Annotated in this window: 18 protein-coding genes; 6 read left to right on the plus strand and 12 right to left on the minus strand. The window is 65.5% G+C overall.

The features are described from left to right. Positions 1 to 2,874 (minus strand): UvrD-helicase domain-containing protein (locus JHC36_RS02490; RefSeq protein WP_287915432.1); only part of this gene is annotated, 2,874 nt, incomplete at its 3' end. After that, positions 2,871 to 5,498, minus strand: coding sequence for a PD-(D/E)XK nuclease family protein (locus tag JHC36_RS02495; RefSeq protein WP_287915434.1), 2,628 nt, complete (start codon positions 5,496 to 5,498; stop codon positions 2,871 to 2,873). The genes JHC36_RS02495 and JHC36_RS02490, both read right to left, overlap by 4 nt. Positions 5,499 to 5,638: 140 nt before the next feature. On the opposite strand from JHC36_RS02495, the gene trxA reads away from it, so the two are divergent. The 4 genes from trxA to JHC36_RS02515 all read left to right on the plus strand — a co-directional run bounded on the left by trxA (position 5,639) and on the right by JHC36_RS02515 (position 9,787). Beyond that, the gene (gene trxA / locus JHC36_RS02500) at positions 5,639 to 5,974 is read left to right on the plus strand and encodes a thioredoxin TrxA (RefSeq protein WP_124219403.1); all 336 of its coding nucleotides are present in this window, start codon (positions 5,639 to 5,641) and stop codon (positions 5,972 to 5,974) included. A 272-nt stretch (positions 5,975 to 6,246) separates the two neighbouring features. Beyond that, on the plus strand, positions 6,247 to 7,509 hold the full coding sequence (rho, locus tag JHC36_RS02505; protein ID WP_124219405.1) for a transcription termination factor Rho: 1,263 nt from the start codon (positions 6,247 to 6,249) through the stop codon (positions 7,507 to 7,509). 76 nt (positions 7,510 to 7,585) lie between these two features. After that, the gene (locus JHC36_RS02510) at positions 7,586 to 7,846 is read left to right on the plus strand and encodes a type B 50S ribosomal protein L31 (RefSeq protein WP_287915439.1); all 261 of its coding nucleotides are present in this window, start codon (positions 7,586 to 7,588) and stop codon (positions 7,844 to 7,846) included. 231 nt (positions 7,847 to 8,077) lie between these two features. After that, the gene (locus JHC36_RS02515) at positions 8,078 to 9,787 is read left to right on the plus strand and encodes a hypothetical protein (RefSeq protein WP_287915442.1); all 1,710 of its coding nucleotides are present in this window, start codon (positions 8,078 to 8,080) and stop codon (positions 9,785 to 9,787) included. On the opposite strand, the gene phoR is transcribed toward JHC36_RS02515, so the two are convergent. Continuing rightward, positions 9,762 to 11,072: a phosphate regulon sensor histidine kinase PhoR gene (gene phoR / locus JHC36_RS02520; RefSeq protein ID WP_287915445.1), complete on the minus strand. Its 1,311-nt coding sequence runs from the start codon at positions 11,070 to 11,072 to the stop codon at positions 9,762 to 9,764. The two genes, JHC36_RS02515 and phoR, sit on opposite strands and share 26 nt — an antisense overlap. Before the next feature lie 49 nt (positions 11,073 to 11,121). On the opposite strand from phoR, the gene JHC36_RS02525 reads away from it, so the two are divergent. Next, on the plus strand, positions 11,122 to 11,307 hold the full coding sequence (locus JHC36_RS02525; RefSeq protein ID WP_124222726.1) for a hypothetical protein: 186 nt from the start codon (positions 11,122 to 11,124) through the stop codon (positions 11,305 to 11,307). 140 nt (positions 11,308 to 11,447) lie between these two features. On the opposite strand, the gene phoB is transcribed toward JHC36_RS02525, so the two are convergent. The 7 genes from phoB to JHC36_RS02560 form a co-directional block, all read right to left on the minus strand. Next, complete coding sequence (phoB, locus tag JHC36_RS02530) at positions 11,448 to 12,173, minus strand: phosphate regulon transcriptional regulator PhoB (RefSeq protein ID WP_287915449.1); 726 nt, start codon at positions 12,171 to 12,173, stop codon at positions 11,448 to 11,450. After that, positions 12,170 to 12,871, minus strand: coding sequence for a phosphate signaling complex protein PhoU (gene phoU / locus JHC36_RS02535; protein WP_124219417.1), 702 nt, complete (start codon positions 12,869 to 12,871; stop codon positions 12,170 to 12,172). Before phoU ends, phoB begins: the two co-directional genes overlap by 4 nt. Before the next feature lie 2 nt (positions 12,872 to 12,873). After that, a complete protein-coding gene (pstB, locus tag JHC36_RS02540; protein WP_211330910.1) occupies positions 12,874 to 13,671 on the minus strand; it encodes a phosphate ABC transporter ATP-binding protein PstB in 798 nt (265 codons plus the stop codon). Between the two features lie 79 nt (positions 13,672 to 13,750). Further along, positions 13,751 to 15,406, minus strand: coding sequence for a phosphate ABC transporter permease PstA (gene pstA / locus JHC36_RS02545; protein WP_287915452.1), 1,656 nt, complete (start codon positions 15,404 to 15,406; stop codon positions 13,751 to 13,753). Positions 15,407 to 15,434: 28 nt separating this feature from the next. After that, positions 15,435 to 17,702: an ABC transporter permease subunit gene (locus JHC36_RS02550; RefSeq protein WP_287915455.1), complete on the minus strand. Its 2,268-nt coding sequence runs from the start codon at positions 17,700 to 17,702 to the stop codon at positions 15,435 to 15,437. A 94-nt stretch (positions 17,703 to 17,796) separates the two neighbouring features. Next, positions 17,797 to 18,417: a hypothetical protein gene (locus JHC36_RS02555; protein ID WP_287915458.1), complete on the minus strand. Its 621-nt coding sequence runs from the start codon at positions 18,415 to 18,417 to the stop codon at positions 17,797 to 17,799. A 67-nt stretch (positions 18,418 to 18,484) separates the two neighbouring features. Then, positions 18,485 to 19,465, minus strand: a complete 981-nt coding sequence (locus JHC36_RS02560; protein ID WP_287915460.1) for a PstS family phosphate ABC transporter substrate-binding protein — start codon at positions 19,463 to 19,465, stop codon at positions 18,485 to 18,487. Positions 19,466 to 19,644: 179 nt separating this feature from the next. Between JHC36_RS02560 and JHC36_RS02565 the strand changes: the two genes are divergently transcribed. Further along, positions 19,645 to 21,150 carry a Ppx/GppA phosphatase family protein gene (locus tag JHC36_RS02565; protein ID WP_287915472.1) on the plus strand — a complete coding sequence of 502 codons (1,506 nt, stop codon included), beginning with the start codon at positions 19,645 to 19,647 and terminating at the stop codon, positions 21,148 to 21,150. Positions 21,151 to 21,298: 148 nt separating this feature from the next. Here JHC36_RS02565 and JHC36_RS02570 read toward each other — a convergent pair whose 3' ends face one another. Both JHC36_RS02570 and ppk1 read right to left on the minus strand, forming a co-directional pair. Further along, positions 21,299 to 21,760: a SixA phosphatase family protein gene (locus JHC36_RS02570; protein WP_124219432.1), complete on the minus strand. Its 462-nt coding sequence runs from the start codon at positions 21,758 to 21,760 to the stop codon at positions 21,299 to 21,301. Further along, positions 21,751 to 23,077, minus strand: a 1,327-nt coding sequence (gene ppk1 / locus JHC36_RS02575) for a polyphosphate kinase 1 (protein WP_287915464.1), incomplete at its 5' end; no start/stop codon positions are given. The genes ppk1 and JHC36_RS02570, both read right to left, overlap by 10 nt.

Raw genomic sequence — 23,077 nt, forward strand, 5'->3', positions numbered from 1 at the left:
CCAGGGCGTGGGCTCGGTGCCGCCCGACGCCTCGACGGCGCTGAGCACCAAGGTCTCTCGGGCGCGCGTCATCGCGACATAGAGCGCATTGAGTTCCTCGCGGCGGCGCTCAGCCTGCTCACGCTCATACAAGGAGGCGATGTCCGAGGCCCGGTCGGCCTCAGCCGAGAGAAAAACCAGCCGTTGCGGCGCTGGCGCCTCGGCCGGCCAATCCACCAGCACCCCAAAGCGATCCTTGCCCTGCGGAAGCTTGTCGCTGTCGAGCAGCACCACACAGTCGGCCTCGAGCCCCTTGGCCCCATGGATGGTCAGCAGCCGCACCGCCGCGGCGTCGCCCAAGGGGGGCGCGGGCTGTCCGGCTCGCTTCAGGGCACGGACCACCGCGTAAGGGGTTAAACACCGCCCGCCCGCGATGTGCAGCGTCGCCTGCAGCAAGGCGTGCAGCCATGCCTGAACGGCGCTGCGCCGGGCAAGCGGGGCGGCCGCCACGAAGCGGGCGACGACCTCACCCTCATCAAAGATTTGCGCCAGCGCATCGTGCGGAGGCAAGGCCGCCAGAGCTGCCTGCCAGCGCGGCAACAACCGGGCCGCCCGCTCGAGCGCGGGATCGAGCGCCGCATCGTCCGAGAGCAGCACCGAAAGCCAGGTCACCGCAGCCGCCTCGCGCCTGCGCGCCTCGGCGACGCGCAAGCTGAGCCGCACCAAGGCGTCGTCGCTCACGCCAAACAAGGGCGACTTGAGCGCTCGGGCCAGCGACAGGTCCTGCACCGGTGAGACCAGAACATCGAGCAAGGCGACGACGTCCTGCACCTCGGGCAGTTCGCTCAGATCGCTGCGCTCGGGCTGTTGCGTCGCAATCCCGAGCGCGCGCAGCGCATCGTCGAGCAGCGACAGCCGCGCGCGTTGCCGCGCCAGAACCATGAATTGCTCGGGCTTGGCGCCCTGGGCGATCCGAGCGGCGATCCAAGCGGCCACCTGCCGCGCCTCGCGCTCGAGCAGCGTCTCTTCGGCCGTCAGCCGAGGCTCGTTGAGGCTGTCCCGCCAGACCGGCACGTCCACGACGGCCGCAGCGTCCTCGGTATTCGGTCTGTCAGCGGCCGCTGCATCGCCTCGATTCCCTGCACCCCCCGCATCTGCCGCTGGCTCAGACGCAGCGGCATCCGAAGCCGACCGCGCCTTCGATCGGGACGCGCGCGGGATGGCCGGCAACCGCCCGACCTCGCCTAGGCTTTTGGATTCGGTGCTGTGGGTCCGAAAACCGGTGGTTTCGCCGGCCGCCTGCGCCGCTTCCATCACGGTGTTGACGGCTTCGATGACCGCGCTGGCGCAGCGCCGCGAGTGATCGCAGCCGAGCACGCTGCCACCGAGCCCCTCGCGGATGAAGCGCTGGGCCGCAACGAACACCTGCGGCTCGGCACGGCGGAAACGGTAAATGCTTTGTTTGGGATCGCCCACGATGAACACGCTCGGGGCCGTCCCCGCACCCGCGTAGGCGCTGAGCCAGGCATACAAGGCTTGCCACTGCAGCGGGTTCGTGTCTTGGAACTCGTCGATCAAAAGATGCCGCAGCTGGGCATCGAGTCGTTCCTGGACCCAGCCCGAAAGCGTCGGATCGGCGAGCAAGCGATGGGCAGCGCGCTCGATGTCTCCCATGTCGACCCAGCCGCGGGCACGCTTGAGTTCGGCGTACACCCCGAGCAAGCAGCGGCCGAGCCGCAGCATGCGTTGCTGGTGCATCCAAGCCCCGTGCTGCCGCCGCGCCGCCAGCAACTCCCTGAGCTCGGCTTCGGCCACGAGCGCCTCCGGAAACTTGCCGAGATGGTGCTTGAGCCGATCCTCATCCCGGACGAACAGCGCCCCGCGCAACGCGTCGAGGAGCGCGTGGGCCCGCTCGGTATCGCCGCCCTGCACCGCACCGTCTCGCGGGTCGGCAGCCCCTAAAGCGTGCGCTTCGAACGCGTCGACGATCGCCCGCGCGGCGTTTTCAGCGGTCTTGGCGCGCGCCCGGCCGAGGGCCTGCGCCCTCTGCAACCAGCGCGCCCGGGCAGCCTCGGTGCACAGCGCCAGCGCCGGCTCGGCATAGCCGGCTAAGGCCGGAAACAAAGCCTGCGCGGGCGCGACCGATCGCTCCACCACGCCCAGCGCATCGGCCAGCGCAAACTCGGTTCGGCGCTGCAACAAAGCGCTCAGCGCCTCGATCGCGCCGGAGCGGCCGACGGCGGCCACCAGGGCTGCGTAATCGGCCTGAAGCGACGGATCCGCCGAAACCGCTGCATGGAAGGGCCGCCAGACTTCAACGAACACCTCTTCGTCGCGCTCGATGAGTTCGTACACGCTCGGCAGGCCGAACTCCTGCAAAACCGCCATCGGTGCGGCGCGCAGCAGCGTCGCAAACCAGCTGTGAAAGGTGCGTATCTGGATCGGCCGCTCGGCCGCAAGCAGCCGGTGCTTCAAACTTTGTAGCTGCTTGGCCGCATTTTCCGCCGGACCAGGGGCTATTCCACGCTCAATCAGGGCCTTCACACGCTCCTCGTGACTCGCCCGTGCGAGCTCATCGACCAGTTCGAGCACGCGAGCGCGCATCTCGCCGGCGGCCTTGCGGGTAAACGTGATCGCAAGTATCTGGTGCGGCTCGGCACCGTCGAGCAAGGCGCGCAGCACGCGCGCCACGAGCATCCAGGTCTTGCCTGCGCCCGCACAGGCCTCGACGGCCACATGCCGCGCCGGATCACACGCAATGGCGTAGAACTCCGCCGGCTCGGCCTGCCGCCCGTCGATCCAGTAGGAGGGTCTGGGGCAACGCTGAACCAGTCCCTCGCGCGCCGCGCATCCCGGGAACTTATCCAGCGTTGCCCTAGGCGTCCCGCCGCTCATGGTGCGCCCTCCTCCGCTCGACCGCCCTCGGGCCAGGAGTCGCGCCGGCACAAGCCCCGGGCCGCACACCAGTCGCACGCTTCTCCCTCGCCCAGTGCCCGCAGCGGATGGCCCTCGGCGACGCGCCGAAGATCGAACTCGATCGAGCGCAGCAGCGCTTCACGCCGGGCGTCCACCTCGGGCAGCGCATAGATCGTGCAGCCTTCGCGATCGTGCACATTCAGATACGCCGCTTCGACGGTTAACTCCGGGTAAAGCGCGGCGTAAAACGCCAGTTGCGTATCCTCGTCGGGCTCGCGCACACGCTTTTGCGTGCGCTGCCTCGACTCGGTCTTGTAGTCGACGAGGCGCGTGCGCCCATCTTGCAGCCGGTCGACCCGGTCGATCTGCCCGACCAGCAGCCAGGGTCCGAGCCGCCGCTCGCGCCACAGCTCCACGCCTTCGACCTGCGCCAACAGCCGCGCGTCGACTTCCAGCAGCCATTCGAGATAAGCCTCCCTCAGTCTGGGCCAGACCAAGCGGTAGGGAAGGTAGTCAGGCGCCTCCAGCCACCGCCCCCCATCCACCGCCGCCGCTGCCGCGTCGAGCGACGCCCGCAGATCCTCCCGCGCGCGACCCGAAGGTCTGGGGCACGCTTCGTGGAAGCGGCGCAAGATCTCGTGCAACCAACGGCCATAGTCGCTGGCGTCGAGCGCCTCCTCGAGTTCGTCGAGCGAGCGCAAACCGAGCTGACGCAGCGCAAAGAACCGATACGGGCAGGTGCGCAGGTCCGCATACGCACTGGCCGACAGCCGCTCCACCGGCAAATCCGCCCCGAGCGCCTGCGGGGGCCATTGCGGCGCGAGAGCAAGCGCGCGCGCGCTGCGCGGGTCGGCCGCCTCTTCCCAAGGCTGGGTGTCCAAAGTCGCCTGCAGCAGCGGGCTGGGCATCAGCGGCTCGCCCTGTTCATCCTGCATGCGCCACAAAATGTCGATCTGCGGCGCGGTCAGCGCGCCGGCCCAGGCGCGGCGTTGCGCCCAGGCCCAAGCGCTGCGATCGGGCAGCCCCAGAGTCCGCCGTTGCGCGTCACTCCAAAATCCCAAGGTCTCGGGAACGAGCGGCAGGCTGCGCGCATCACAGCCCGGCAAGACAGCGGCGCCGAATCGACGCAAGCGCATCTGCCCCAGCGGCACAATGATCACATCGACTTCGTCCGTAGCCGGCGGCACGAAAGACGCAGACTCCAGCGCAGACTCGACCCAAGACAAAAACTCCGCAGCGGTCGTTCGGTGCTGGGTGCTTTCGAGCCGACGCCAGGCGGCACGGGCGCACGCTTCCAGCCCCAGGACCGCAAGCACTTCGCTGCCCGCAGGATCGGCAGCCAGCGGGGCCCAGAGGCCCAGCTCGCGCAGCACCTCTGCCAGCGCATCCTGCCATTGATGGAACGGCCGGGGCGGGCCCAGCCGGCTGCGCCAGCGTTCGACCGACGCCAGCCATTCCCGAGCGATCGTGTCGAGGCCACTCTCGCCGAACGCCTCCGAGCCCGCATCCTCCAGCGACACCAGTCGCAGCACGTCCCGCCAACGCGCGCAGGCCCGCTGCCGGCTCCAACGCTCGAGCGCATCCACCCCGTGCGCATCGCCAGGCAGATTTTTCAGCAGATCGAGCACCTGGTCGGTCGAGGCATCCCAAGCACAGGCCCGCAGCACGGCGACGATGCGCGCCGCAGCACGGGTCGTCGAAAGCCTCCAGCCCGTCTCGTCGCGCGCCCGCACACCGCGCAAGCCCAGCCATGCGCGGATGCGTCGGGTCAGCAGCCGGTCCGTTGCCGCCAAAGCCACCGGTCGCCGCTCGCTCCGCACATGGGCGAGAACGCAGGCCGCCGCCCGCTCGGCTTCTTCTTCGAGATCACCGACTTTCGCATGCACCCGCAGGCGCCCGGGCGGGATGGCCTCCTCCTCGACCGTGAACGGCTCTGCGCGTGCGCCCCAATGCGCAGCGAGCGCATGCAGCAAGGGATCGGGGATGAAATGGTCCATCCAGAAAATCAGCTCATACGCCGCGGTCGCCGCGTCGTCCCACAAGGCGTCGCTGGCGTAGGCCGACTGCGAAGCCCAAGTCAATGCCAGCGTCGCCAAGGCACGCTCATGCCGAAGCCAAGGCACATCCCAACCGGCCACGCAGCCGTGGATGCAGCAGCGCCCCCACTCCGCACGCCGCGCCGGGGCCTGCGCTGCGGCCACCGGCACCAGTTCTGCCGTGGCCTCCACCAAGCGGGGCGCAAGCCAGGCCGCATCCGCCCCCAAACCCGCCCGGGTCAACCAATGCCGGGCCGTCAGCAGGTCGAGCGCCGTCTGCCCCGTGAAATCCAAGCCTGTCGGCTCGCTCCAGGCCTCCAACCCAAGCTCATCCGCCCACTGGCGTGAGGTTTGAAACCGCGGCATGAAGCCCTCGCGCTCGCGGCTCCGCCACAGCTCGACGACGGTCGGGACCAACTGCGCGTAAGGCAGCAAAACCACGACCCGCGACGGATGCACGCCGCGCGCCTGCATCCGCCGGCTCAGGTGCTCGAGCGCCGCTGCCCAACGCGCCCCGACATCAGCCTGTGGCGCAATCCGGTCCGGTTCTTCTGGGATGGAGTCCATCGCGTCATTGTGCCGCGGCGACTGGCGCCGGTTTCTGTCACAATTTCCTCTCCCCGGCAGCCAGCGCGGGCGCGGACGCAGCAGCAAACCGCCCCCGGTCACGCCATCCTGATGACCCCACAACCCTCCCAGATCTCGATATGGCCAACGAATTGATTCAGCACGTCACCGATGCGAGCTTCGAAAGCGACGTCCTCAAATCCGACCTTCCCGTCCTCGTCGACTACTGGGCCGAGTGGTGTGGGCCCTGCCGCATGATTGCCCCGATCCTCGACGAAGTGGCCAAGGAATACCAGGGCAAGCTTCGCGTCGCCAAGATGAACGTCGATGAAAACCGTGAAGTGCCGGCCAAATTCGGCATACGCGGCATCCCGACGCTGATGGTGTTCAAGGGCGGTCAACTCGCCGCAACCAAGGTCGGCGCACTCAGCAAGTCCCAGCTGACCGCCTTCATCGACCAGCAGCTCGCCGCCTGAGCGGCGCAGCAGCCGGGGTGCACCGGCCGGTGCGCCCCCGTATTGAAGCGCCCCAGATCGAGTGCCCGGCGCGGCAGTCGTCTTGCTCGAAACACCGAGTCCCGCGCCGCGGGTTCTCCCGTCATTTCCTGTCATAATTCGCCCAGCGCCGACCTTCACGGCGCGCGTTGCGACACCACGGCAACGTCTTCGACTCCGCCCTCGGGCCCGGGTCCCCTCTTCCGTCCCATCTCCATCGGCCCCGTTCCGGCCGCATTCCACGCAGGTTGCTCATGCATCTCAACGAACTCAAGGCTTTGCACGTCTCTGAATTGCTCAAGCAGGCCGAGGCCCTCGAAATCGAGAACCCCGGCCGCATGCGCAAGCAGGAACTGATGTTCGCGATCATCAAGAAGCGGGCCAAGGCCGGAGAGCAAGTCTTTGCCGACGGGGTTCTCGAAATCCTGCCCGACGGCTTCGGCTTCTTGCGCAGCCCCGACACGAGCTTCACGGCCAGCACCGACGACATTTACATCAGCCCGAGCCAGGTGCGGCGCTTCAACCTGCACACCGGCGACATGATCGAAGGCGAAGTTCGCATCCCGAAGGATGGGGAACGCTACTTCGCGCTCAACAAGCTCGAAAAGGTCAATGGCCTGCCGCCCGAGCAAAACAAGCACAAGGTGATGTTCGAAAACCTCACCCCGCTGTTCCCGAAAGAGCAACTCAAGCTCGAGCGCGACATCAAGAGCGAGGAAAACATCACCTGCCGCGTCATCGACATCTTTGCGCCGATCGGCAAGGGACAGCGCGCCTTGATCGTCGCGCAGCCGAAGTCGGGCAAGACGGTGATGATGCAGCACATCGCCCATGCCATCACGGCCAACTACCCGGAAGTGCACCTGATGGTCTTGCTCGTCGACGAGCGTCCGGAAGAAGTCACCGAGATGCAGCGCACCGTCCGGGGCGACGTGATCGCCTCGACCTTCGATGAGCCCGCCGCGCGCCACGTTCACGTCGCCGAAATGGTCATCGAACGCGCCAAGCGCCTCGTCGAGCTCAAAAAGGACGTGGTGATCCTGCTCGACTCGATCACCCGTCTCGCCCGCGCCTACAACAACGTCGTTCCGAGTTCGGGCAAAGTGCTCACCGGCGGTGTCGATGCCAATGCTTTGCAGCGGCCCAAGCGCTTCTTTGGCGCCGCGCGCAATGTCGAAGAAGGCGGCAGCCTCACGATCATCGCCACGGCACTCGTCGACACCGGCAGCCGCATGGACGAAGTCATCTTCGAAGAGTTCAAGGGCACGGGCAACTGCGAAATCCACCTCGAGCGGCGACTCTATGAGAAGCGGGTGTTCCCAGCCATCAACCTCAACCGCAGCGGCACCCGTCGCGAGGAACTCTTGCTTCCGCCCGAAGTCTTGCAAAAGACCCGGATCCTGCGACAGTTCATCTACAACATGGACGAGATCGAGGCGATGGAAATGGTGCTCAAGAGCATGAAGTCCACGAAGAACAATTCCGAGTTCTTCGACATGATGCGGCGCGGCGGCTGACCGCTATAATGAAGGGCTTTGGCGAAAAGTACTCCGGATGGGCCGGGGCGGCTCTCGCGGCTGAAGAAGAGGCATCATGAAAGAAGGCATACACCCCAACTACCGCGAAGTCTGTTTCGTGGATCTGTCGAACGGTTTCAAATTCGTCACGCGTTCCTGCGTGAACACGAAGGAAACGATCAAGATGGAAGACGGCCGCGAGTTGCCGCTCTTCAAGCTCGACACCTCGAGCGAGTCGCACCCCTTCTACACCGGAACCCAAAAATCGGTGGACACCATGGGCGGTCGCGTCGAGAAATTCCGCAACCGCTTCGGAAAGACGGCTGCCGCCAAGTAAGGGAACGCTGAAGAAATCAGCGAGCGGGATGAAGCGCAAGGCGCACGGAGCGCAGCGACCGAGACATATCAAATGGATAGGCGAGGGAGCGAGCACCGCGCAACGCAGCGATTCGCCCGCGCAGCCATTGATTCAGCGCTTCCCTAAGCACCGGCAAGGCACCAGCGAGGGCAGCTCGGGCAACCGCGCTGCCCTTTTGTTTTTCATCGCTGGCCCGTCCGACGCCCCATCGTGAATCTTCCAACGCCCGCCATCGTTGCCCAAAGCGCCGTTCGGCGCCTGCCCCGCTGGGCGCTGCTGATGCTCTGCGGCGCGTATCTGTTGGCGGGCTATCTCGGGCGCGAGCCTTGGAAAAGCGCCGACATCACGGGCTTCGGCTACATGCTCGAACTCGCCCGCACGGCCCCGTGGGATGCGGTGACCTGGCTCGCACCGCGCATCCCGGGCAGCGACGCGCCCGCCGCCGATGCCTTGCTGCCGTATTGGCTGGGCGCCTGGGCCGTCGCCGGCTTGCCTCTACCCTCGCCCTGGGCGGCGCGGTTGCCCTTCCTGGGCTTGCTTGCGCTCGCCATGGCGTCCACCTGGTACGCGGTCTACCACCTGGCGTTGACGCCGCGTGCCCAGCCCGTCTCGTTTGCCTTCGGGGGAGAGGCTCGCCCCAAGGACTACGCGCGTGCGATTGCCGACGGCGCGCTGCTCGCGTTGCTGGCCTGCCTGGGGCTTGCGCAGTTGAGCCATGAAACCACGCCGGCCGTGGCGCAACTTGGTTTTGCAGCCCTCTTGATGTTTGGTGTGGCGCGAACCTTGCCACCGGAATCACGCAGCCCTTGGCCGGCGATCTTGGCCTTACCCGGCCTCGCGCTCAGCGGCGCACCGGCCCTGGCCACCCTGCTCGGGCTCGGCACGGCGGGCATCCTCGCCGGGTCACACCCGATGGGCGAAGAAGCCCCCCGGTCCCGGCGCGTGGCGCTGGTGATCGCGGCTTGCACCCTCTTGACCGCCGGGCTCTGCGGCGTGCTTGGGCTGTGGCGTTGGCGCTTGGAGCTTCCCGAAACCGGATGGGCCTGGCGCAACATCCTCCGCCTGTTCGTTTGGTTCACCTGGCCGGCTTGGCCACTCGCGCTCTGGAGCCTGTGGCGTTGGCGTCTGCAGTTGCGACAAGCCGCCCATCATCCGCACCTGGCGCTACCGCTGCTGTTCGCGGTCGTTGCGAGCGCCTCCGCCGTGTTCACGCCCACGGGCGACCGTTCGCTGTTGCTGGCGCTGCCGGCCTTGGCCACCCTGGCGGCCTTTGCGCTGCCAACCTTGGAGCGCAGCGTGGCCGCGCTCATCGACTGGTTCACGCTGATCTTCTTCAGCGCCTGCACCCTCATCATTTGGGTGGTCTGGACCGCCATGCAAACGGGCTTTCCGCCACAACCGGCCGCCAACGTGGCCCGCCTGGCGCCCGGGTTCGAACCGAGCTTCGTGCCCTGGGCGTTCGTCGTCGCGTTGCTCGCCACGTTCGGCTGGGTCCGCCTCATTGCCTGGCGCGCCGGGCGTCACCGTGCTGCGATCTGGAAAAGTCTCGCCCTCCCCGCTGGGGGCGCGGTGCTTTGCTGGGTGCTCTTGATGACCCTTTGGCTGCCCTTGCTGGACTATGCCCGCAGCTACGCCCCGCTGGTGCGGCGGATCCAAGCGCTGATCGGAACCCCCGAATGCGTGGCCGTCGCAGAACTCACGCCCGCGCAGGCGGTGGCGCTGCGCTTTCACGGTCAGCTGGAACTGCGGCAAGGCGCAGACTCTGCCGCTTGTCCCTGGCTGATCGTAGACGACCGGCATCTCGAAGCGCCGGTGGCGGCCGGCCCGGGCTCGGAATGGGCACGCGTGGCTTCGATTCAGCGGCCAAGCGACAACAACGAATTTTTGACGGTCTTCAGACGCGTTCCGGCTCGGCCCTGACGCGGTTCGTTGGAAAAACCAGGGAAAAGCGTGAGCCTTTGCCGAGCGCGCTCGCAATGCGCAGTTCGCCGCCGTGGCGCTGAATCACGTGTTTCACGATGGCCAGTCCCAAGCCCGTGCCGCCCGTTTCCCGCGAACGGCTCTGGTCTACCCGGTAGAAACGCTCGGTCAGCCGCGGCAGGTGCTCGGCCGCAATGCCAGGCCCCGTATCGGTCACCGAAAATTCGAGGCGGCCATCGGGCAGCTGCGACCACTCGACGTCGACCCGTCCCCCTCCCGGCGTGTAGCGGAGGGCATTCCCGACCAGGTTGGAAAAAGCGCTGCGTAACTCGCTGCGTGCGCCCGCCAGTTGAACTTCAGGAACCGGTCCGAAATGAAGCTCATGCGGCCGACCGCTTTGCATCGCCAGGGCTTGGGCCAGCCCGCGCGCCTCATCCTCAACCGGATGCATGAGCAAAGGCAGATCGACCCATTCATTGAATCCGGGCGTCGGGCTGCCTTCGAGCCGTGAGAGCGTGAGCAGATCGCTCACGAGGGTTTGCATACGCTCGGCCTGCCCGGCCATCAACGCCAAATAGCGCTCGCGTTCGGCCGCATCCAGCTCGAGGTTCTGCAGGGTCTCGATGAAGCCCGTGAGGACCGTCAACGGGGTGCGGATCTCATGCGAGACGTTGGCCACGAAATCCCGCCGCATCGCCTCGGCCTGGGCCAGCGCCGTGACATCGCGCGAAAGCAGCAGCAGCCGCCCGTCCCCGTAGACATGCAACTGGACCGCAAGCTTCTGCGGCAAGGCGGCTGACCCGCCGCGGCCGCTGACTTGGGTCTCCTGTTGGTAGTTGCCCGCAGCGAAATAAGCGACGAATGCCGGATCCCGAACCAAGCCGGTGATCGGCTGATATTGGTCGCGCGACAGGTCGATCCCGAAGTGGCTCCCGGCCGTCTCGTTGCACCACTCGATGCGGCCTTGGGCGTCAAGCAAGACGAAGCCATTGGGCGACTGCTGTAGGGCGCTCAAAAAAGCGGACAGGCGCCGCTCCGCGGCCTCGACCTCCCCAGCCTTGGCACGCAACAGCCGACGAATGCGATCGAGGAACTCCGCCCAGAATCGGGTGACGGTCGGCAGGTGCGCGAGGTCAGGGTTCGCCAGCCAGCGGCGAGCCCGCCGGCGATTGACCACTTCGAAGCCGGCTGCGACCAGCAATGCCCCCGCCAGAGCGCCCGGCAAGCCTGCCAAGCCGCCCCCGATCAGCCCCGCCAACACCCACCAGGAAATCGTGTGCATCATCCTAAATCCGGCAGTTGACCGCTTTGAGCTGAATGTAAGGTGTTGATGTTTGAACCGTTTTCGGGTGCAAAAGCCGTTCACCGCTTGGGTGAGCGCTGCGCACCCGTTCGAGCCGCCCTCGGGTGCGGGGGCGGCGTTGCAAATCCTCGCCATGGCGCCCGCCATGGCTGCGGTTTGCGCCTTGCCCGCGCGCCCGATGACGGCCCGCCCGGGCGCGCCCAACTGCCGGATTTAGGATCATGCTGCAAGTATCGGGTGCAAAGCGACCGGCACCCTGCGCTTCCTCAACTCCGCGCAACCGGGTTCCGCGGTGCGCTCAATGGACGCGCCCCCAGACGGACGGGCGTCGGGCGCGCCAGACAGCCGCTCAGACGGTCAGGGCTGAGCCTCGGGACCCGCCGACGCCACCCCCGTCGCGAGCGCGGTCAGGCGATAACCTGCACCGCGCACGGTTTCGATCATTGCACTGGCCGCCCCGAGCGCTTCCCGCAGCCGCTTGACATGGACATCGACCGTTCGCTCCTCGATGAAGACATGGTCGCCCCAGACCTTGTCGAGCAACTGGCCCCGGCTGTGCACCCGTTCCGGGTGTTGCATGAAATAGTGCAGCAGCTTGAATTCGGTCGGACCGAGTTTGATCGGCTGTTGTTGCCAAGTCACCCGATGCGTCGCCGCATCCAGCACCAATTCACCAATCCGTACCACCCCATCGACGGGCGCAGGTGCGCGCCGGCGCAACACCGCGCGGATGCGCGCCAACAGCTCTTTCGTCGAGAATGGCTTGGTGATGTAGTCGTCCGCGCCTGCATCGAGACCGCTGACGCGGTCGGCCTCATCGGTGCGCGCGGTCAGCATGAGCAAGGGGACGTCTTTGGTGCGTGGATCGCTGCGCCAGCGTTTGGCGAGCGCGAGCCCGCTCGAGCCAGGAAGCATCCAGTCGAGCAGGATGACGTCGGGCAGCACACTGTCGAGCTCACGCTGTGCCGCTTCCGCATCCATCGCCCAAATCGGCGCAAACCCATTGTGGCGCAGGTTCACGGCGATCAGCTCAGCGATCGAGGACTCATCCTCGACGATCAGCACCCGAGGCACACGTCTCATCGGACGGCGTTCTCCACCTGTTCGAGCGACACATGCCGGATGTCCGTCCCGCGGGTGATGAAGATGATTTGCTCGGCCAGGTTCTTCGCATGGTCGCCGACGCGTTCGATGGCCTTGGCGATGAACACCAAGTCCAGGCTCGCGCTGATGGTGCGCGGGTCTTCCATCATGTAGGTGACGAGCTTGCGCATGAAGCCGTTGAACTCGACATCGATGGCGTCGTCCTCTTTGAGGATTTCGAGGGCCATGCGCTCATCCATGCGGGCAAAGGCGTCGAGCGCCTTGCGCAGCTGGTTCATCGCGAGCTCGAACGCGAGCTGCAGGTCCGCAATCGGCAAGGGCCGCGGCACGCCGTCGTGGGCCAGTGCGAGCACCATGCGTGCGATGCGCGACACCTCGTCTCCCGCCCGCTCGAGGTTGGTCGTCGCCTTGTAAATCGCCACCAGCAGACGCAAATCGCGGGCGGTGGGCTGGCGCCGGCTGATGATCGACGAGATTTCTCGGTCGATTTCGACCTCGAAGGCGTTCACCTCGGACTCGAGCCGCAGGACTTCGTGCGCACGATCGGTATCGAAGTTTTTCAGCGCCTCCATCGCGGCGCGCATCTGGGATTCGACCAAACCGCCCATCTCCATCAGGCGGCTCGTCGCGACGGTCAACTCAGCGTCGAATTGGCTCGAAATGTGCTTGTCACCCATGATCAACCAAACCTTCCTGTGATGTAGTCTTCCGTTTCTGAGCGGTTGGGCTTGAAGAAGATTTGCTCCGTCTCGCCGTACTCGATCAGGTCTCCGAGGTACATGTAGGCGGTGTAGTCCGACACCCGCGCCGCCTGCTGCATGTTGTGGGTCACGATCACGATCGTGAAGCGGTCCTTGAGCTCAATGAGCAGTTCCTCGATCTTGGCGGTCGAAATCGGGTCGAGCGCCGAACACGGCTCATCGAGCAGCAAGACATCGGGTTCGAGCGCAATCGCCCGCGCGATGACCAGTCGCTGCTGCTGCCCACCTGAGAGGCTCAGGCCGTTGGAATCGAGCCGGTCTTTGACTTCGTCCCACAGCGCGGCGCCTTTGAGCGAGCGCTCCACCGTGTCGTCGAGCTGCGCCTTGTCCTTGATGCCCAGCAGCCGCAGGCCATAGGCCACGTTCTCATAAATGGACTTTGGGAAGGGGTTGGGCTTTTGGAACACCATGCCCACGCGCCGCCGCAATTGGGCGACGTTGACGCCAGGCGCATAGATGTCCCGCCCTTCGTGGATGATCGAGCCCTCGATCCGGCAGTTGTCGACCAGGTCGTTCATGCGGTTGAAGCAGCGCAGCAGCGTGGACTTGCCGCAGCCGCTGGGGCCAATGAAGGCCACCACCCGCTTCTTCGGGATGACCATGTTGATGTTGCGCAGCGCCTGCTTGGAGCCGTAGTAGAGGTTGAGACTTTTGACCTCGAGGCTGGCTTCCTGTTCCGACAGCGGGGGCAGCGGCGCGAAGGCTTTTTCGGCCATCTGCGGGACGACCTTGCGGGGAGAGTCCGTGAGCGTGTTCATGGTTCGCGTGTTCGGTGTTGAGGATACGGGAGGGGCATCAGACCGTTTCGAGGCCGCGGAACTGCTCGCGCAGCCGGTTGCGCAAGCGGATCGCGAACAGGTTCAAGCCCAGAATGATGAGCACGAGCAGCAGCGCCGTCGCATACACCAGCGGACGGGCCGCCTCGACGTTCGGGCTTTGAAAGCCGACGTCGTAGATGTGAAAGCCCAGGTGCATGAACTTGCGGTCGAGGTGGATGAAAGGGAAATAGCCATCCAGCGGCAGCGCGGGTGCTAGCTTGACGACGCCGACGAGCATCAGGGGTGCGACTTCCCCGGCGGCACGTGCCACCGCGAGGATCAAGCCGGTCATCATCGCCGGACTGGCCATCGGCAGCACCGTGCGCCAAAGCGTCTCTGCCTTGGTCGCGCCCAGCGCCAGGCTGCCTTCGCGTACCGAACGGGGCACACGGGCCAAGCCCTCTTCGGTCGAAACGATGACCACGGGCAAGGTCAGCAAGGCCAGGGTCAGCGAGGCCCACAAAATGCCGGGCGTACCAAAGGTCGGCGCCGGCAGGGCTTCGGGGAAGAACAGCCGGTCGATGTTGCCACCGAGCAAATAAACGAAGAAGCCCAGGCCAAAGACGCCATAGACGATCGACGGCACCCCGGCGAGGTTGTTGACCGAGATCCGGATGATGCGAATCAGCGGGCCTTGCTTGGCGTATTCGCGCATGTAGATCGCCGCCATCACGCCAAAGGGCGTCACGATGACCGACATCAGCAGCACCATCATGACCGTTCCGAAGATGGCCGGGAAAATGCCGCCCTCGGTATTGGCTTCGCGCGGATCGTCCGTCAGGAATTCCCAGAACTTGCGCCCGTAATGCACGAGTTTTTCGCCCAGATTCATCGCGTTGGGTCGATAGATGTCCGCGATGACGGCGAATTTCACTTCCTTCTCCTGGCCATCCATGATCTCGGCCACGAGCGAATCCCGAGCGATCTCGTCCCGCAGCTTCTGCAACTGGGCCTGCAGCACGGAGAACTCCTCATCGAGTTTGGCTCGGCGCTGCTCGAGGCTGGCCTTGAGTTCGGGCGTCAGCGCATTCCTGATTTCCGCCCGACGCTGCTCGAGCCGCAGCTGCTCGATCCGATAGTTGACATCGCCGATGTCTTTTTTCTCGAGCTTATAGATCTGCGCAAACAGCTTCTTCGCGCGGTCGAAGCGGGCCTGAGCCTGCACCCAGGCCTGAGGTCCCTCGGCGACGACCTGGTCGTTTTCCTTGACCGCCTTGAGGTGCCCGTAAAAATTGCCCCACTCGCGGCGCTCGATGGTGATGAGATCTTCCGGATAAGCAATCGGCCCCAAGAGGGGCTCAGGGAACCAGCGGAAATCGGCACCCGTCACGTCCCGGTTCCCCATCTTGAAGAGCGCCCGGGTGACGAATTTTTCCTGGCTATCGATGTTGAAGCCCGAATCGCGCAGGCGCCGCACCGCGACTTCTTCTCGTTCGCGGATTTCACCGATGAGACGGATCTTCGAGCCATCCCGCTCGGTGAAGCTGGTTTCAGCGACCGCCTTGGGCCAAAAATGCCCGAGCCCCCGCCCTGCCGTGAGCAACAGTACGGAAACGACCATCACCACCGCGAGCGCGACCGCCCCAGCGGTGAGCCAGATGCCGGGACTACCGGATTTGAACCAGTCTTTCATGACTTCTCGTGGCCTTCTATAGGAGCAATCAAACCGTGCTGTACTTTTCGCGCAAGCGCTGCCGAACCAACTCGGCCACGGTGTTCACGATGAAGGTGAACGCAAACAGAATCAGCGCCGAGAGGAACAGCAACCGGTAGTGGGTTTCACCCACGCCGGCCTCGGGCATTTCGACGCCGATGTTGGCCGACAAGGTGCGAAAGCCGGTGAACATGCTGAAATCCATGACTGCGGTGTTGCCGGTGGCCATGAGCACGATCATGGTTTCACCCACCGCCCGCCCCAAGCCGATCATGACGGCCGAGAAAATACCGGGGCTTGCCGTCTGCAGCACCACCCGGGTCAGCGTCTGCCAAGGCGTCGCGCCCAGCGCGAGCGAGCCGGCGGTCAGGTGTTTGGGCACCGAGAAGATCGCGTCCTCGGCGATCGAAAAGATCGTCGGCGTCACGGCAAACCCCATGGCGATCCCGACGACGAGAGAGTTGCGCTGCTCGAACTTGATGCCCATGGTGTTGCTCAACCAGTACGGCATGTCGCCGCCAAAGAAAGCCGCTTCGATCGGGTGACCGAGGCTGAGCAGTCCCCAGAACAACAACAGGATGATGGGGATCAGCAAGGCGGCTTCCCAGCCCGCGGGCACCCGGTCGCGCCAGGGGCCGGGCAGCCGGTAATAAATCAACGATGCCAGCAGAATGCCAAACGGGAACAGCACCAGGCACAACAACACGCCGGCCAGGTTGTTTTCGACATAGGGCGCGAGCCACAAGCCGGCCAGAAAACCCAGCACCACCGTCGGCAAAGCCTGCATGATTTCGATCGTGGGCTTGACGATGGAACTCATGCGCGGGGACATGAAATACGCCGTGAAGATGGCGCCCAGCAAAGCGAGCGGCACGGCCACGATCATCGCGTAGAACGCCGCTTTCAAGGTGCCGTAGGTCAGCGGCGCCAGGCTGAATTTCGGCTCGAAATCCGCGTTTGCCGCAGCCGATTGCCAGGCGTAAACCGGCTCCTCATAGCCCTCGTACCAGACTTTGCCCCACAGAGCGCTCCAGGACACCTCGGGATAGTTGTTCTCGACCGCAGCGACATAGGTCTGGCCCTGATCGTCCTGTGCGATGTAACCGTTGCCGCGCGGCGGAAGGGCCAGGGCGACGATGGGGCGATCACTGAGTTTGCGGGTGAAGAGTTGGCGGTTCGAGGTCGCGAAATAAATACCGATTTCCCCGCGGTCACTGCCCGCGCTGAAGCCCTTGCGATGGAACTCGGGCGCCAGCGTGCGAATGGCGCCGTCCAAGGGCTTGAAGCTGCGAATCTTGCGCAGTTTGAAATGGGTGCCCTCGACCCGGACGGGAAACCACTGCGTGAGGGTGCCCTTGTCGGTGCCGACGATCAGCGAAAAGCCGCCACTGAGCATCGTGAGGGCGGTGACCCGCTCCTCAGGGGCGGCGATGTCGAGGGTCTCGAGCAGCTTGGGTGTCGCCTTGTCGGAAATGTCGTAGCGCAGCAGCGTGCGGTCGCCACTGAGCACATACATTTCGCGCTGCTTGTCTTCGATCAGGATGTCGCGCACCTCGCGCGGTGCGGGGCTGATTTCGGACTGTTGAATTTCGCTCTTTTCCTCGCCCGTGATGGGGTTGCGCTCGACCTTCACGCCCGACAGGAACAAGCGGCCGCCTTCGGTCAAAGCCGCGACCGTCGAGCCTTCCTCAGACTGCTGCATACCGAGACGCGCCACCGCGCTGCCGTCGGTCGCGATCTTCAGCGGCGCTTCGCCCAGGGGGAAGGCCACCTCGGGGTCGATCCGGCGCGTGCTGCCCTCGAACGACACCTTGAACTCGGGCTTGAGCACCAACACCGAACCATCGGACAAGCCGAGCCCCATCGCATAAGTCGACAGCGCGCCGCGAGAGAACGCAGTGACTCGGGTGTCCTTGGGCAGCGGCACGGCCAAGTCTTTGAGCGGCTGGCCGGAGCCATAGGCGAAGAAATGAAGCGCCGGGGCCGCGGTCACGCGCAGCCCGATTTCGCGCTGTTCTTCGGCGGTGTAGAGCAAGCTTGCCGACGCTGACCCGCCAGGGGCGGCAAATCGGGCTTCATCATGCACCTGGGGCGGCGTGAACAAGGGCAGAACGACACTGCCGAGATAGACAAAGATGGCCAAAATGGCAGCGATGACGCCGATGCCGCCCACGGACATGACCCGTTGAAACAACCGGTCTCGCAGCATGCGTCCGGCCATGGCCGTCTGCATGGTGGCGGCGTTCTGGCTTTGCTCTGTGGCTGAGGTGCTCATCTGTATGGCTTTTGAAGTCTTAGGCGCCAGGTTCTCGGCTGTCGGGCAAAAAAGACGGGCCCGGCTGGCCCGTCACAGATTCGTCATCTTACTGTCACTTCATGCCATGCAGGGACTTGAACTTCTCGATGCGCGCGGTCGGCCGGCCTTGCTTGGCCGTCTCGGTGTTGAGCACCCAAACCAGCGTCGCGCCCTTGGGGCCCGCGCCGATGTCGCTCATCGCCAGACCCACCTCGCCCGACTCGATGAAGGACTTCATGTCGGCATAACGGTCGAAGACGTAGAAACGCCCGTCTTTGACAACCTCGCCGTAGAAGTCTTTGGCGTCGGCCTCGATCTTGCCGTCGTAGAGCTGCTCGGCCAAACCCGGGCCCTTCGCTTTGACGTCTTCATTGCTGAGCGCAAACACCACCGTTTGTCCGGCTGGGCCCGCGCCGATGCGGGTCTGCCGCAGCGCCACTTCTTCGGTGTCGAGGTAGCTCAGGTAGAGCTTGGGGTCGGTGAAATAGTAGAGCCGCCCGTCTTCGGGCATGGCGACGAACAGGTTTTGGACCCGGCTCGCTGCCTTTTCGGCGGGCGCGGGCGCTGCCGCTGGGGTACCCGCAGGCGCGGCCGAGGGGGCGCTGGCGTTGGACGGCGTGCTGCCGCAGCCACCGAGAAACAGCGTCGACGCCTCGAGGAGCGCAACCGCGGCGGGCAATAGGTATCGTTTCATGAGTCAATTCCTTGGTTGAGCAGCCGGGCCCAGCCAGCGCCAGGCCCGGCTTCCGGATTGCCTGCGCTTACTTTTGCAGTTCGTCGAGGGCTTTTTTGGCCATGGTGGCCGGCAGCGGCACGAAGCCGTCCTTCACGACGACCTTTTGACCCTGCTGCGACAACACCATCTTGAAGAACTCACGCTCCAGCGGCGGCAGTGCTTGGTTCGGCTTCTTGTTCACGTACACATAGAGCACGCGCGCCAGCGGGTAGGTTCCATCGAGCGCGTGCTTGGCATCGGCTTCGACGTAGGGGTCACCCTTTTTCTTCGACAGCGGCACGGCGCGCACACCCGAGGTCTTGTAGCCGATGCCCGAGTAACCGATCGCGTTGAGCTGCGAAGACACCGCTTGCACCACCGAGGCCGACCCGGGTTGCTCGGCCACGGTCTTCTTCAGGTCGCCCTTGCACAGCGCGTGCTCTTTGAAGTAACCATAAGTGCCCGAGACCGAGTTGCGACCGTAGAGCGCGATGTCGCGGTTGGTCCAGTCGCCGGTCAGGCCCACCTGCCCCCACTTGGTGATGTCGGTCGGGTAGCCGCATTTGCGCGTGGACGAGAAAATCGCGTCGACTTCCGGAATGCTCAAGCCCTTGATGGGGTTGTCTTTGTTGACGTAGACGGCGAGCGCGTCGATGGCGACCGGCACCGCGGTCGGCTTGTAGCCGTGCTTCTTCTCGAACGCCTCGACTTCCTTGGCGGTCATCATCCGGCTCATGGGGCCGAAGTTCGAGGTACCCTCGGTCAGGGCCGGCGGCGCAGTCGAGGAGCCCGCGCCCTGGATCTGGATGTTGACGTTGGGGTAGAGGCGCTTGTATTCCTCAGCCCAGAGCGTCATGAGGTTGTTGAGGGTGTCCGAGCCGATGCTCGTGAAGTTGCCGGCCACACCGGAGGCCTTTTGGTAGACGGGCAGGTTGGGATCGACCTGCACGGCTTGCGCGTACGCCGTTTGGGCCACCAGCCCGACGCTCAACAGGCCTAGGGCGGCCCACCATTTCTTCAGCTTCATCAGAACTCCTTGCGGTTGAAATCCATGACCACGGCAATTGCACGGGTGAGCGCACTGTACGACGCAAAAATGACAGTTTCGTGAACGTCACGAAGCCGCCGGCGAGCCCCCTCGCGCGGGCATCGCGGCGGGGTAGGATGCGAGCTGTACTGGCTCTGCACCCAAAAACCGCCTCGCTCATGGAAAACGGAACCCTGCTTGCCGCCATCGATCTCGGATCGAACAGTTTTCGGCTCGAAATCGGGCGATTCGAGCATGGCTTGATCCGCCGCGTCGAGTACCTGAAAGAAACGGTGCGCCAGGGCGCCGGCCTCGACGAGGACCGCAATCTGACGGCCGAGGCGATGCAGCGCGGCTGGGCTTGCCTGGCGCGGTTTTCCGAGCGGCTGTCGGGCTTTCACCCGCGCCAGGTGCGCGCAGTAGCGACACAAACGCTGCGTGAGGCCCGCAACCGGGATGTCTTCCTGGCCGGCGCGCAGCAGATCCTCGGCTTTCCGATCGACGTGGTCGCTGGGCGCGAGGAGGCGCGCCTGATCTACCTCGGCGTCGCGCACCTGCTGCCCGCCAGCGAGGAGCGTCGGCTGGTGGTCGATATCGGCGGGCGGTCGACGGAGCTGATTCTGGGCGTGGGCTACGAGCCTTTGGTCATGGAGTCGTTCCGGGTGGGTTCGGTGGCGTGGTCGATGCGGCATTTCCCGGACGGCCGCTTGACCGAGCAAGCCTTTCAGCATGCCGACGTGGCCGCCAAGGCCGTGCTCGACGAAGCCCTCGCGGCCTTCCCGCGGGAGCGCTGGGATACCGCCTATGGGGCTTCCGGGACCATCGGCGCCGTCGGTGACGCGCTGGCGGCGGCAGGATGGCCCGCCGGCACGATCGACCGCGCGGGCCTCGACTGGCTGCAGGACCGGCTGTTGCGAGCCCGCACCGTCGAGCGCATCGTGATCGAGGGCATCAAAGAGGATCGGCGAGCGGTCATCGGCGGCGGCCTCTCAGTGCTGCGGGCCGTGTTCGATCTGCTGCAAATCGACCGTCTGCATGTAGCCGCTGGCGCCTTGCGCCATGGCGTACTCTACGACCTGATCGACCGCGAAGCCCGTGCGACCGACCCGCGGGTGGCGACCGTGACGCGTCTGGCGCGCCGCTTCGAGGTCGACGCCGAGCAGGCCGACCGCGTCTCGCGCACGGCCCTGGCCCTGTTTGGGCAGACCGTGTCCGAAGGGTCTACCGAAGCCGAGCGCGAGCGGCTCGGGCGCAAGCTGCACTGGGCAGCGCTGTTGCATGAGATCGGCGCACAGATCTCGCACAGCAACTACCACCGCCACGGCGCCTACATCCTCGACAACGCCGATGCACCCGGCTTTTCGCTGCCGGAGCTGCACCGGCTGAGCCAACTCGTGCTCGGGCACCGCGGCAAGCTGCGCAAGCTCGACCCCGATCTGGTCGCGGACACGGTGTTCGCGCGCCAGCTCATGGCCCTGCGCCTGGCCGCCCTGCTCTGCCATGCGCGGCGCGACCCCGACCTCGAAGGGCTGACGCTCCAGTTCGATGATCGCCGGCTGCGGCGCTTCGTGCTGACGGCCCGCGAGGGCTGGGCAGCAGCCTGGCCTCAGAGCGCGCACCTGCTGCATGAAGAATCGCTGGCCTGGCAGAAGACGCCTTGGCAGCTCAAGCTGGTCGGCCTTTGAAGCCCGCCAGCAGCCGACTCATCCCAGACCCGCCCATTGGGGGCCGTGGCGCTGAGCGGAAACCTCGCTCACTCCTGATTTCAGAGCAACGAAATACCGAATGACGCTGGCATCCGACCTATTGAGCCAAATTTTCGGTCTATGAGCGTCAAAGCAGCTCTGGGCTTTGAACCGTGCGCACCAGGGTTTGCCACTGGCCATCGCGCTCGCGGGCGCGCAGCCACCACAGCGCGCCCTTGCGAACGGCGCAACTGCCGGAGGCCAGCCCCAGCACCTGCGCGATCGCCTCGCCGAGGGCGGGCTGGTGCCCAACGACGACGACGAGTTGCTTTCCGGTGGGCCACTGCACCAGATTGAGCAAGTCGGACGCGCTGCCGTCGGGCGCGAGTTCCGCTCGCAGCTTGTAGCGCCGCTTGAGCGCCCGGGCGGTCTGCTCCGTGCGCACGGCTGGACTGCACAGCACCCGCGCGCCCTCGGGCAACTGGCGCTCGAGCCAATCGGCCATGCGTGCCGCCTGCTTTTCGCCCTTGGCGGTCAGGCGCCGGGACAGGTCATCCTGCCCCTCGGCGGCGACTTCGGCCTCGGCATGGCGCCAAAGAATCAACTCCATACGCCCCCCGCCTCGCCGTTGGCCCCTTTGGCGCCGTAGCGGCGCATGAGCGTTTGCTGCGCGCTGATGCCGTGCGGGCGATGGATGCGCCGGTAATGCCCGTCCGGCATCAGTTCCCAGGCGTCGTGCGTGTCTTGCAGGTAGGCATGCAAGCACTCGTCGACGATGCGTCGGCGCAGCGCCGGATCCTCCACCGGCCAGGCAACCTCGATGCGGCGCAGCATGTTGCGGTTCATCCAGTCGGCACTCGACAGGTAGAGCACCTCGTCGTCGCCGCAGCGGAAATAAAAGACCCGCGAATGCTCCAGGAAGCGGCCGACGATCGAGCGGACTTGGATGTTCTCGGTCTGCCCCGGCACGCCAGCGGGCAGCATGCAGGCGCCGCGCACGATGAGCCGGATCTTCGCCCCCTGCTGCCCGGCTGCGATGAGCGCGCGGATCAGCGCCTCATCAGTCAGTGCGTTGATCTTGACGAGGATTTCCACCGCCTGGCCGGCGCCGGCCGCCCGACCCAGTTCCCCGATGCGCTCGATCAGCCGCCGATGCAAGCTGAAGGGCGCGAGCCACAGTCGGTTCAAGCGCGGCAAGCGGGTCTGGCTTGCAATGTGGACGAAGACATGGTCCATGTCGGCGGTGAGCCGTGCATCGGCCGTGAGGTAGCTCAGGTCGGTGTAGAGCCGCGCGGTGCGCGGGTTGTAGTTGCCGGTGGAGAGGTGCCCGTAGCGGCGCAGATAACGCCCCTCGCGGCGCGTGACGAGCAGCATCTTCGCGTGCGTCTTGAGCCCGACCACGCCGTAAACCACCTGCGCGCCCACCGACTCGAGCGCCTCGGCCCAGTTGATGTTGGCCTCCTCGTCGAAACGGGCTTTGAGCTCGACCACGGCGGTCACCTCCTTGCCCCGACGCACGGCCTCGCGCAGCAGGTCGAGCAACTGCGGGTCCGACCCGGTGCGATAAATCGTCTGTTTGATCGCCAGCACCTGCGGGTCGTGGACGGCCTCGCGCAAGAAGGCGAGCACGCCCTCGAAGCTTTCATAAGGCTGGTGGATGAGGACGTCGCCTTCTTTCAAGCGCGCAAAGATCGAAACGCCCGGCACCAGTTGGAGCGGAAAGCGCGGCGCATACGGGGGAAACAGCAGATCGGGCCGCCCCACCAGATCGATGAGCTGCGTGAGACGAGACAAATTCACCGGGCCGGCGACTCGGTACAGCGCGGCGTCGGGCAATCCGAACTGCTGGAGCAAAAAGCGGCTCAACTCCTCGGCACAGCCCGCCGACACCTCGAGCCGCACCGGCTGCCCGTAGTGCCGATGCACC

Source organism: Tibeticola sp., assembly GCF_022759015.1.
GTDB lineage: Bacteria > Pseudomonadota > Gammaproteobacteria > Burkholderiales > Burkholderiaceae_C > Tibeticola > Tibeticola sediminis.